9 protein-coding genes are annotated in these 12,005 nt (G+C 66.5%); 7 read left to right on the plus strand and 2 right to left on the minus strand.

Features of this window, described 5'->3' with window-relative positions; genetic code table 11:
• Window positions 1-330: 330 nt before the first annotated feature.
• Window positions 331-1,083, minus strand: a complete 753-nt coding sequence (locus tag HLH27_RS02485) for an SDR family NAD(P)-dependent oxidoreductase (RefSeq protein ID WP_182947549.1) — start codon at window positions 1,081-1,083, stop codon at window positions 331-333.
• Between the two features lie 113 nt (window positions 1,084-1,196).
• On the opposite strand from HLH27_RS02485, the gene HLH27_RS02490 reads away from it, so the two are divergent.
• Window positions 1,197-2,090: a LysR substrate-binding domain-containing protein gene (locus HLH27_RS02490; RefSeq protein WP_182947550.1), complete on the plus strand. Its 894-nt coding sequence runs from the start codon at window positions 1,197-1,199 to the stop codon at window positions 2,088-2,090.
• Window positions 2,091-2,227: 137 nt separating this feature from the next.
• On the opposite strand, the gene HLH27_RS02495 is transcribed toward HLH27_RS02490, so the two are convergent.
• Entirely contained in the window at window positions 2,228-4,660 is a 2,433-nt protein-coding gene (locus HLH27_RS02495; protein ID WP_182947551.1) for a membrane-bound PQQ-dependent dehydrogenase, glucose/quinate/shikimate family, read from the minus strand.
• Between the two features lie 1,043 nt (window positions 4,661-5,703).
• Here HLH27_RS02495 and HLH27_RS02500 point away from each other — a divergent pair.
• The 6 genes from HLH27_RS02500 (at window position 5,704) to HLH27_RS02525 (ending at window position 11,976) form a co-directional block, all read left to right on the plus strand.
• Window positions 5,704-7,296 (plus strand): carbohydrate porin, encoded by a 1,593-nt coding sequence (locus HLH27_RS02500; RefSeq protein WP_246375381.1) that lies wholly within the window; start codon window positions 5,704-5,706, stop codon window positions 7,294-7,296.
• A gap of 230 nt (window positions 7,297-7,526) precedes the next feature.
• Window positions 7,527-8,729, plus strand: coding sequence for an aspartate aminotransferase family protein (locus tag HLH27_RS02505; protein ID WP_182947553.1), 1,203 nt, complete (start codon window positions 7,527-7,529; stop codon window positions 8,727-8,729).
• On the plus strand, window positions 8,726-9,721 hold the full coding sequence (gene argF / locus HLH27_RS02510; RefSeq protein ID WP_182947554.1) for an ornithine carbamoyltransferase: 996 nt from the start codon (window positions 8,726-8,728) through the stop codon (window positions 9,719-9,721). The genes HLH27_RS02505 and argF overlap by 4 nt, the downstream gene beginning before the upstream one ends.
• A complete protein-coding gene (locus HLH27_RS02515) occupies window positions 9,718-10,038 on the plus strand; it encodes a hypothetical protein (protein WP_182947555.1) in 321 nt (106 codons plus the stop codon). Before argF ends, HLH27_RS02515 begins: the two co-directional genes overlap by 4 nt.
• A 53-nt stretch (window positions 10,039-10,091) precedes the next feature.
• Complete coding sequence (hslO, locus tag HLH27_RS02520) at window positions 10,092-11,051, plus strand: Hsp33 family molecular chaperone HslO (RefSeq protein ID WP_182947556.1); 960 nt, start codon at window positions 10,092-10,094, stop codon at window positions 11,049-11,051.
• A 70-nt stretch (window positions 11,052-11,121) separates the two neighbouring features.
• Complete coding sequence (locus HLH27_RS02525; RefSeq protein WP_182947557.1) at window positions 11,122-11,976, plus strand: hypothetical protein; 855 nt, start codon at window positions 11,122-11,124, stop codon at window positions 11,974-11,976.
• Window positions 11,977-12,005: the final 29 nt, after the last annotated feature.

Here is a 12,005-nt window from a genome sequence, read left to right on the forward strand (position 1 = left end):
CGCACCGTGGAGGAAGGTCCGGAGGTTTAGTTACTAAATGCTGCCGGTCTGCAACCGGCCAGATCTGCTCGTTCCTGCATGAGATGCTGGGAGCCTTTGAATGTCCATAGCTGCTGGAAACCGACTTTTGACGCCGGGTCCGTGAACGACGGCTTTGTCACAACGGCGGTCTATTGAGGTTCGCCTAACAATGTCGGCTTTCGGGCAACCATCATAACCGCTTGGCTGTCTGAAATGAGGACGACTACTGCCTGTCTGCTTGCGCCAAACGGGGAGGCAGTTACACCGTTGTGTCCGACTGGCCCCGGCGCGAGCAGGGGCTGCCTGAGTTCAGATCTGCTTCTGGCCACCGTCCACATAGAGCTCGATGCCATTGATGAAGCTTGCCTCGCTGGAGGCCAGGAACAGCACCGCGCGCGCGATTTCCTCGGGCTGGCCCACGCGGCCCGCGGGGATCAGCCCGGCAAGGTAGCTTTTGGTGCCCTCGGCCTGCTCGCCGCCGCCAAAGAGCTGGTTGAGCCCCGCCGTGTCGGTCACGCCCGGGCTGACCGCATTCACCCGGATGTGCCGGTCCTTGAGGTCGAGCATCCAGTTGCGTGCAAAGCTGCGCACGGCGGCCTTGGTCGCGGAATAGACGCTGAGCGCCGGCGTTCCGGCGGCGCTGACGTTGGACGCGTTCAGCACGATCGAGGCCCCGTCGCGCAGCAGGGGGAGTGCCTTCTGCACGGTGAAGAGCACACCCTTGACGTTGCTGTCGAAGGTCGACTGGTAGTGTTCCTCTGTGATCGCACCCAGTGGAGCGAACGCGCCACCACCCGCATTGGCGAACACGACATCGATCTGGCCGTGCCGTTTCTGGACGGCGTCATACAGGCGGTCGATATCCTCCAGCTTGCCCATGTCGCCGCGCACGCCGGTGACCTTGCCGCCGATGTCGGCAACCGCCGCATCGAGCACATCCTGCCGACGCCCGGTGATGAAGACGAACGCCCCCTCGTTGGCGAAGGCCTTGGCCGTGGCGAGGCCGATGCCGCTGGTGCCACCGGTGACGATCACCACCTTGCCGTCAAATCCGTAGGTCATTGCTTTGTTCCCTGTCTGCGACGCGCCGTTCGCGTCGATGAGACAGACATGCGCCTGGAACGATGATTGGTGTAGAGAGCGATATCGGCACACAGCGTTCAGAAGGAGGAACGATGGCTCGACGTGACCTGAACGACCATGCGTATTTCGTCGCGGTCGTCGCGCATGGCGGCTTTTCGGCAGCGGCGCGCGTGCTGCGCGAGCCCAAGTCGAAGCTCAGTCGCCGGATAACCGATCTGGAAACGCGCCTCGGCGCGCGACTGATCGAGCGATCCAGCCGGCGCTTCCGGGTGACGGAACTGGGCCGTGCATTCTATGAGCGCTGCCGCGCCATGCTGGACGAGGCCGAGGCGGCCGAAGCGATCGTCAGCGCCGCCCAGGCCGAACCGGCGGGTGTGATCCGCTTCAGTTGTCCAACCGGCATGGTGACCGTGATCGGCGGCCTGATCACGGATTTTCTTGCCCGTCACCCCAGGGTGCGGCTGCAACTTGTCGCCGTGGATCGCCCCGTCGACCTGATCGAGGAACGGATCGACGTGGCATTGCGGGTGCGCCTGGCGCTGACATCGGACGCGGCGCTGACGATGCGCACACTGGGGCGCTCGAAGCGTATCCTGGTGGCGCATCCCCACGTGGCAGCGGGCATCCGGGCCTTGGCGGACCTGGCCACGGCGTCGCTCCTGACCACAAGCGACGAGGCGAATGACTGCTGCTGGCCACTGGTGAACGCGCACGGCGAAACGCACGAGATCCGCCAGGCACCGCGCTTTGGCTCGCACGACATGGTTGCGGTGCGGGCGGCGGCGACCGCCGGACTGGGGGTTGCGTGGCTTCCGGACCATCTTTGCCGTGCATCCCTCTCCGACGGGCGTCTCGTGCAGGTCCTGCCCGAATGGGGCGGCGCCGAGGGGATCGTGCATCTTGTTTTCACGACGCGGCGCGGCCTGCCGTCGGCCGTGCGCGCGTTTATCGACCATCTTGCGGCGGGATTTCCGAAGCACCTCTGACTGGTGTGCTTCACCATCGGCAATGTCCGCTTCAGGACGGATCGACGCAAAGGACAGGACCACAAAAAAGCCCCCGCCGTTGGCACGGCGGGGGCTGAAGTTGGAACGTTCCAGATTATGGCGCTGATGTTTGCGCCTTACTGGGCGGTGGCACCCTCGGGGAGGGCGTAGGCGATGACGTCGTCGGCTACGTCGGGCGAGTGCGCAGCGCCGCCGACCGAGATCACGACATATTCCTTGCCCGTCTTGGGGGATTTGTAGATCAGCGGGGCAGCGACCGCGCCGGCCGGCAGCGGGGCGCGCCACAGTTCCTTGCCCGTCATGCTGTCCAGCGCGCGCAGATAATAATCCTGCGTGCCGGCGAAGAAGACCAGGCCGGTGGCCGTCGTCGTCGGGCCGCCCAGCGTGGGCATGCCCATCGGGATCGGCAGGTGGCTCTTGACGCCCATCGGGCCGAGCTGTTCGGCCGTGCCCATCGGAACCTGCCACAGCAGCTTCTTGGTGCGCAGGTCGATGGCGCTCATGGTGCCGAAGGGCGGCGTGTTGCAGGGCACCTGCAGCGGCGACTGGAGGATGTCGATGCGCACGCCCGAATAGGGGCCGGCAACCTGGGGACGCAGCGTGCCCATGAAGCCCGGAACCTCGTCGGTCGAGATCTTGTAATGCTTGGCGTCTTCATGATTGACCAGCATCATCCGCAGCGGCATGCGCATGTCGTTGACGAACATGATGTCGTTCGCCTCGTCGATCGAGATGCCGCCCCAGTTCATGCCGCCCAGCAGGCTGGGCCACTCGATATAGGGTTTCTCGCCCGGCGGGGTGAAGGGCCCCTCATAGACCGAGTTCTTGAACATGATCCGGCAATAGAGCTGGTCGAAGGTGCTGACGCCCCACATCGACTGCTCGGACAGCGGATCGGCGCCGATGGTGGGCATGCCGACCGAGAAAGGCTGCGTCGGCGACAGGTGCTCGCCCTGCGCGGCCGGGGTGGTCGGGACGGGACGTTCTTCGACCGGGGTCACGAATTCGCCGGTGCGGCGGTCGATGACGAAGATATGGCCGGTCTTGGTGGTCTGGATCAGCGACGGGATCTTCTCGCCCTTCGCATTGGTCACGTCGTACATCACCGGCTGCGACGGCAGGTCGAAATCCCACACGTCATGATGGATCAGCTGGCGGACCCATTTGGTCTTGCCGGTAGTGGCGTCGACGGCGACCAGGGCCGCGCCGAACTTGTTCTTCACCGCGTCGCGGTCGCCACCCCAATAGTCGGGCGGGCCGTTGCCGGTGGGCAGATAGACCTGGTTCAGCGCCTTGTCGTAGGTCGGGACGGCCCAGACATTCGGCGTTTCCAGCGTGAACTGCTTGTCCGGGTCGGGCGGAACCGGGCTGTCGGGGTCGCCGACATCCCACGCCCAGGCCAGGGCGCCGGTACGGACGTCATAGGCACGGACCACGCCCGAGGGCTCGCCATGCACGATGTCGCGCACCCAGCCGCCGATCACGGCCAGATGGCCCATGACGACCGGCAGCGCCGTCGGGTGATAGCGCTTGCTGTTTTCCGTCGGCCCCATGTTCTTCTTGACGTCGACATAGCCGTTCTCGCCGAAGCCCGTGCAGAGCTGGCCGGTATGGGCGTCGAGCGCGAACAGGCGGGCATCGACCGCCGAGACCAGGATGCGCTGCTGGCAGGGCTGGTCGGCCGCCGCCTGCCTGTCCGCGTCGGTCAGGCTGTCATCCTTGGTGATGTCGTAATAGCCGACGCCGCGGCACGAGACATGCTCGGCCGTGTGGGCGTGGGGATCGAACTTCCAGACCTGCTTGCCGCTGTCGGCATCGATCGCGGAAATCACGTCTTCCGGTGTGCAGGAATACAGGGTGGTACCGACCTGCATCGGCGTGTTTTCATCGACGCCAGCACCGGGGCCCTTGGTGCGGCGGCCGGTGTGGTACACCCAGGCCACCTTCAGGTCGGTGACGTTGTGCGGGGTGATCTGGGTATAGGGCACGTAGCGCGTGCCGCCGACATTGCGGCCGTAGAACTGCCAGTCGTCGGGCTGGGGCGGCACGACGGAGGCGACGCGCGCGTTCTTGTCCAGAACCTCGCCCTGGATTCCGCCATGGGGCGAGAACATTTCGACCAGGGTCACGACCAGGCCGAGCAGGAGCGCCACGCCGCCGCCCGCGCTGATGCGCCGCGTGGCGGAGGGCACGGAGGGCAGCGCCGCCGTCAGCAGCAGGCTGAGCATGAACAGGATGGCGGGAACCGTCAGGCGCGGCAGCAGCGGCCAGAAGGCGAACTGCGGCGCGTCGTAGAGCGCCCAGACGAACGTGGCGGCGAAGATCGCGACCGACAGGGAGAGCGCCAAGGAGACGCGGCTGCGGACCAGGTAGAGCGCGCCCAGCGCCACATAGGCGAGGCCGGCCAGAAAATAATAGAACGAGCCGCCAAGCGTGACGAGCCGGAACCCGCCTGCGGCAAGGGCCAGACCCACGGCCAGGCTGATCAGGGCGAACGCAATCCGGCATCCGTCACTGATCCTAGATCGATGATTCGCTGTATTGTCCATTCTATCGTTCCAAGGTTGGAGGCTTCGCTGTCACACGCGTCGCGTTCAGGCCAAGCCGGACCGGGTCCGGAAGCATGCGAATGCTTTAATCTTCCGTCCGATAACTTTCGGGATGTCTACGCCTGTTCCCCCCGTCTTTCCATAACGCGAAAGGAAACATTGTTACGATTTTCATTAATATTTTTTAATCAATACCCCATTGGCTGCTTTTTCGTGTGCCGCGTTCTGTCATCCGGGCCGCAAGGGGATGCAGGACGCGGGGGAGAGAGCCGTCACATGCTTGTGATGAGCGCCCCCGACGGGCCGCATGACCGGTGCGGGACAGGTCGGGCAGACGGCATTCCGCAAGGGATTCCAACGCAGAAACCTGTTTTATAATAATTTTTTTACTTTCGCCCCGGGCGCCGCCCAGGCGGCCGCCGGAGCGGCCGCGACCATCGATACCGATTAGGTATCGATCAATGCCGGTTTAAGTATTTTACATCGGCCCCCGGTTGCTCTGTTTTTGTGACAGGAAAAACAGAATTTCTACGTCATTGGGGCAATTTTCGTCTCCTCATGCCTGTCGTGTACCCCCTGGAACAGGGCGGGTGCGCGAACCGGAATGGGGCGTGGGAAAATTACATCCAGTTCATACTCGGTCGTAAAATATGAATAAAAATTAATTCATAGACGCAGAGTGCCCTCCTCTGCCCCACGGCCTCCGGCGGCGGCATTTCGTTTTCATGCCGATCCGGTCCGGACATGCGTCCCCTCCCCCTCTGTGGAAAAGCCGCGATCCTGCCAGCATGCGCCGTGGCAGGAGGCTGTCGGCCGCGATGTGGTCGTCGATGCTGTCGTCGTGACGGGCGCGGGGGCGTATTATTGTAATAACAAGTCTCCGCCACCAATTCAGCGGCCCCTCCTCTTGAAAAAAAGGGGATCATAGTGTTCTTGTTACCGTTAGTTAGGTTACTATATAACAATAATGGAGCCTCGTCGTTGTGACAACTTTCACGGCCCGACCAAGCGGCGAAACTTTACTCCCCCATGCGTTGCGCCGGTTGACTGCCGGCGGACTATGGCTGGCCGCCCTTGTCGGGCTGGCGGGCGAAGCCGGAACCCTTTCCGCCGCCGCCGCCACCACCCAGGCCACTGCCCCCATCGCGAAGACCGGGCTGGATACCGGTACAGACCCGTCCCATCCCGGTGTGCTGATCCAGCCGCGCGGCGCCGCGCAGGCGACGAAGCCCGGCAAGGCCGCGCCCGGTACCCAGGCTGCGAATGCCTATGATCGCAGTGCGCATCATCATGCGATCGAATTGGATGCCCTGACCGACCAGGAAGGCCTGTCGTGGCTGCTGCCCTCGGAAGTGGACGCGCAGCGCCGCACCGACATGACCGATCCCTATTACGTGCCGACCGGTGCCGCCGGGCACCTGCTGCCGCAGATCATGCCCTTTCGCGAGCGCTTGCAGCAGAAAGGATTTACATTCTCCCTGACGTACAAGGGGGAAGGGATGGCCGACATCAATGGCGGCATCCGTCGCGGCATGGATTACGTGCACGAATTCACGCTGCAGATGAATTTCGACCTGGGAAAGATGTCGCGGGCCCTGAACGGCTGGACCATCCATACGCTGGTGATGAACCGTGCCGGGCGCGAGGTCTCGCATGACCTGGTCGGCGATTACTATGTGAACCTGATGGAGGTCTATGGCCTGTCGGGCCATGTCGTGGCGCATCTGGTCGATTTCTATGCCGAGAAAAAAGCCTTCGACAACCGGCTGGATGTCGCGTTCGGCCGCATGTCGCTGACCCATGTCTTCGCGACCTCGCCGTTGATCTGCTCGTTCATGGTCACCTGTTCGGCGCCCGTCGCGCTGAAGGTCGACCCGGGCTTTGCCGTGTATCCCAAGGCGACCTGGGGCGCGCGGGCGCGCTTCCGCCCCACGCGCGACACCGCCATCCAGGTGGGTGCCTACGAGGTCCAGCCGCTGGCCGACGGCCCCAGCGGCTGGGCGTGGGCCAGCGAAACCCCCACCGGCCTGATGCTGCCGGCGGAATTCACATGGGAGCCGTACCTAACGCGCGACAAGCTGCCGGGCCATTATGTCGTCGGCTATGCCCACGACACCACGCGCTATGCCGACGCGCTGGGGACCAAGCCGGGCTATCTGGTTTCGCAGCCGGGGCGTGAGCACAGCGCGCCGATGGACATGTTCTGGTTCGAAAGCGACCAGATGATCTACCGCATGGGCGGACGCGGGCAGATGGCCGGCGGCTACCTGATGGCCGGCTATATCCACAACACGCCGCATGTCTCGTCGATTTCCGACGAGGCCTATGGCGGCCTGTCGTTCAACGGGCTGATCCCGGGGCGCGTGACCGACCGGGTGGGCATCCTGTATTCCTGGTACCATGTCAGCGACCGCAAGCGCGAAGGGCAGACCATCGCCCAGGATGCCGGCCTGTCGCTGGGCAGCCAGGTGCTGGCACCGCAGACCGACTCCCACGTCATCGAGGCGTATTACGGGGTCGATGCCTGTCCGGGGCTGCTGATCCAGCCGGAGTTCCAGTACATGATCCGCCCCGGCGAGACGTCGCATATTCCCGATGCCGCCGTGGTGGGCCTGAAAGTGATCGCCTCGCTGTAAGCCCCCCCCTCGGACCCGCGCGCCGGGATGTCCCGGCGCGCGGGCCGCATGGCCGTTACGCGGGCGGCGGCCCACAGAGAATTTGACTTGAAGCCTTGCCCACCCACATCATGCGGGTGGAGGCGAAATGGCCCACCCGCCGCGGCGCGTGGGCCATTTCGCGTTCGCCATGATCAACCACGCCGACATCCGACGAAGCCGGACAACGAAACGATAAGGTTCCGACCTCCATGATCCCCGCCCTGATGCCCACCTACAACCGTGCCGATCTCGCTTTCGAGCGGGGCCAAGGCTCCTGGCTGTACACGGTGGACGGGCGACGATTCCTGGACCTGGGCGCGGGGATCGCGACCTCGTCGCTGGGGCACGACCATCCGCAGCTGGTCGCGGCCATCGCCCAGCAGGCGGGTCGGGTGATGCATGTGTCCAACCTGTACCGCGTGCCGCAGGCCGAGCGGCTGGCCGCGCGGCTGGTCGCCGCCAGCTTTGCCGACAGCGTGTTCTTCTGCAATTCGGGCGCCGAGGCGAACGAAGGCATGGTCAAGATCATCCGCCGCGCCCAGGCCCATGGCGGCCACCCGGAGCGCACGCGGATCATCTGCTTCAACGGCGCCTTCCACGGCCGCACGCTGGCGATGCTGTCGGCCACCGGCAACCCGAAATATCTCGACGGGTTCGGCCCCGTGGTCGAGGGATTTGACCATGTGCCGATGAACAACATGAACGCGCTGCGCGCCGCCATCACGCCCGAGACCGCCGGCATCATGATCGAGCCGGTGCAGGGCGAGAGCGGCGTCAACATCGCCGATCCGCGCTTTCTGCAGGAGGTCCGCGCCGCCTGCGACGAGTTCGGCCTGTTCCTGGGCATGGACGAGGTGCAGAGCGGCATGGGCCGGACCGGCCGGCTGTTCGCCCATGAATGGTCGGGGGTGACGCCGGACGTGCTGTCGACCGCCAAGGGCATTGCCGGCGGCTTTCCCATGGGGGCCATCCTGGCCACCGAGGCGACCGCGAAATACCTGACGGCGGGGTCGCACGGCACCACCTTCGGCGGCGGGCCGCTGGCCTGTGCGGCGGCCAACGTGGTGCTGGACGTGCTGCTGGCCCCCGGTTTCCTGGACCAGGTGCAGACGCGCGGCACGCAGCTGGCGCAGGTGCTGGATGCGCTGGTCGACGAATTTCCGGACCTGTTCGCCCAGTGGCGCGGCATCGGGCTGATCCTGGGCCTGCGCTGCCTGGTCCCGGTCGGGCTGATGCAGGACGCGGCCCTGCATGAGGGCGTGCTGACCGTCACCGCCGGCGACAACGTGCTGCGCCTGGTGCCGCCGCTGGTGCTGACCGAGGAAGATTGCGCCGAGGCCGGGCGCCGGCTGCGCCGTGCGGCGCTGCGCCTGCGCGCCCATCAGGCCGCCTCGGCGGAGGATGCGGCATGAACGCGCTGCCTGCCTCGCCCGCCACCCGGGCCGCGCCGCGCCATTTTCTGGAACTGCGCGATTTCGACGGTGCGACCCTGCGCGCCATCCTGGACCTGGGCAGCCGCATCAAGCGCATGCAGCATGGGCGGGCGCGCCCGCTGCACCCGCGCCTGCCGCTGCTGGGCCGCACGCTGGGGCTGATGCTGTCCAAGCCGTCGACCCGCACCCGGGTTTCCTTCGAGGTCGGGATGCGGCAGCTGGGCGGCGAGGTGATCCTGCTGTCGCCCGCCGACATGCAGCTGGGGCGGGGCGAGACGATTGCCGACACCGCCCGCGTGCTGTCGCGCTTCGTCGATGCCATCGTGCTGCGCACCGGCAACGCGGCGGCGCTGCGCGAGCTGGCGCACTGGTCGAGCGTGCCGGTGATCAACGGGCTGACGCCCCATTCGCACCCGGTGCAGATCCTGGCCGACATCATGACGTTCGAGGAGCATCGCGGGCCGATCGCCGGGCGCACCGTCGCCTGGATCGGGGATGGCAACAATGTCGCCACCTCCTTCATCGAGGCGGCGCGTCTGTTCGGCTTCCGCCTGCGCCTGGCCACGCCGGAGCGCCATGCGCCGCCGGCCGAGACCGTGGCCTGGGCCCGACAGGGGGGTGCCGAGATCACCCTGACCACCGACCCGCGCGAGGCCGTGGCGGGTGCGGACTGCGTCGTGACCGATACCTGGGTCAGCATGTCCGACAGTGAGTCCGCGCAGCGGCTGCTGGCCTTCGACGCCTACCGGGTGACGGGCGGGCTGATGGCGCTGGCCGCCCCCGATGCGCTGTTCATGCACTGCCTGCCGGCCCATATCGGCGAGGAAGTGACCGAGGAGGTGTTCGAAGGCCCCCATTCGGTGGTGTTCGACGAAGCCGAGAACCGCCTGCATGCGCAGAAGGGCCTGCTGGCCTGGGCGCTGGGCGGCGAGCACTGGCAGGATTGCGGAGAAGAGGAACCGTCGCGATGACAGGACCGGCCGAGACGCCCGCCCACCCCACGACCACCGAGGATGTTCCGTCCACCCCCGGCTGGGTGGAAGGAAGCGTCGAGGCCGCCTTCGCCACCCTGCCCTGTTCGGGGCCGGGGGTGATGGTGCTGCGCAACGCCTATCTGGACTGCCTGGCCACCGCGCCCCGGAGCGAAGACCTGGATGCAGGGCACGATCGCTGCCGGCAGGCACTGCTGAAGGCCCTGGCCACCCGCGAGAAAATCGGGCCCGAGGCGCTGCGTGCCTTCGAAATCCGGCTGGAAGCCCTGGAAGCCGAAATCAGCGCGCGCATCTGAAACGCAGGCATGCCCCGCCGCGGTATGCCCTTGCCCCTATCCGGAACCACCGCATGATCGATACCCCCGCCTTTCTCGATGCCCATCGGCCGGATGTGCCCGACCTGGTGATTCCGCAGGGCGTGACGCCGTTCTATCTGGCCGGGCGGCCGGTGCGGGGGCGGCTGGTGCGGCTGGGGGCGCTGGCGGATGCGCTGCTGAGCCGGCACGACAACCCCGATATCGTGCTGCGCCTGGCGGGCGAGGCGCTGGCGCTGGTGGGCGGGCTGGCATCCGCCCTGAAATTCCAGGGGTCGTTCTCGCTCCAGGCCAAGGGGGATGGCCCGGTCTCGCTGCTGGTGGCGGACTGCACCCATGCCGGCGCGCTGCGCTTTCATGCCCATTCCGACGACGACGCGGTGGCGGCGCTGGCGGCGACCGACCCCGATGCCGACGCGGCGCGGCTGCTGGGCAGCGGGTATCTGGCCTTCACGGTCGACCAGGGGCCGGATACCGACCTGCACCAGGGCATCGTCGCGATCGCCGGGACGTCGCTGTCGGACATGGCTGCCCATTATTTCGAGACCAGCGAACAGCATGCCTGCTGGGTACGACTGGCCTGCGCGCATACCGATGCCGGCTGGCGGGCCTCGGCCCTGATCCTGGAGCGTATCGCGACCGAAGGCGGCCTGGCGGCGCAGACGCCGCCCGAGGGCGACGAGGACGATACCTGGTCGACCGCCGTCACGCTGGCGGCGACGGTGACGGATGCGGAGCTGCTGGACGACCATCTGTCGTCCGACACGCTGCTCTATCGCCTGTTCCATTCCGAGGATGTCTGCGCCGACCGGCCCCGCGCGCTGGCCTTCGGCTGCCGGTGCAGCCGGGCGCGGCTGTCGGGCATTCTGGAGACGTTCGGCCGCGAGGACCTGGACCATATGGCCGAGGACGGCACCATCAGCATGCATTGCGCGTTCTGCAATATCAGCTTCCGCTTCGGCCGCGATGAGGTCAGCGGCCCCGTGACGGATTGACCGGGCGGGCACGGAACGGCAGTTTTCCCGGGACGTCCTGTATCGATCCCACCGTCGGAGAACCCCCTTCATGCGTCCGTCCCGCCGGGCTGCCCGGTTGCCCATGCTGCTTCTGCTCGCCTGTCCGCTGCTGCCGCTTGCGGCGTGCAGCGACACGCCTCCGCCGAATTTCGCGCCCATGCGCTACGATTACCTGCCGGTGCTGCGCCTGAACGTGGCGACGATCAACACGGTCGATAACGGGCAGCCGGGCAGCGTGCCGGGCGATATCTCGGGCCGCGCGCCCACGCCGCCCGACCAGGCGCTGCAACATATGGCCGCCGACCGGCTGATGGCGGCCGGCAGCACCGGCGGCGCCACCTTTACCATCGACCGGGCCTCGATCCTGCATCAGCCGGGCGGGACGCTGGAGGGGCAGATGGACGTGCATCTGGACGTCACCAGCCCCAACGGCCAGCGCCAGGGCTATGCCGAGGCCCATGTCCGGCGCACCTTCAGCTCCACGGCCTCGGACAGCGACGGCAACGCGGATTCGCCGGCCAATCTGTACTCCATCACCTCGCAGATGATGAAGGACATGAATGTCGAGCTGGAATTCCAGGTCCGGCATCATCTGAACGACTGGCTGGTCGATACCGCCGGCACCACGCCGAGCGCGATCCAGCAGCAGCAACTGGGCCTGCCCGGCACCCCCGATCCGGCGGCCGTCGCCGCACCGGCCGCCGCCGCAGCCGCCCCTGCGGTGCCCGCTGCCGCGCCTGCCGCGCCGCCGGCGCCTGCGGTGCCCAGCGAACCCAATGCGATCTTCCCGACCGGCGGCCCCGAGGCCGCGCCGGCGCCGCGCATGAAGTCGCCGCAGCCGGGTTATCTGACCCTGCCGCCCGGGACCGCGCCTGCTGCGCCGGATAATAGTTCGGGTTACTGATGTGATGGGGGCCGGGTTTCTTTGCCCCC

This window comes from Gluconacetobacter takamatsuzukensis (assembly GCF_014174275.1).
GTDB lineage: Bacteria > Pseudomonadota > Alphaproteobacteria > Acetobacterales > Acetobacteraceae > Gluconacetobacter > Gluconacetobacter takamatsuzukensis.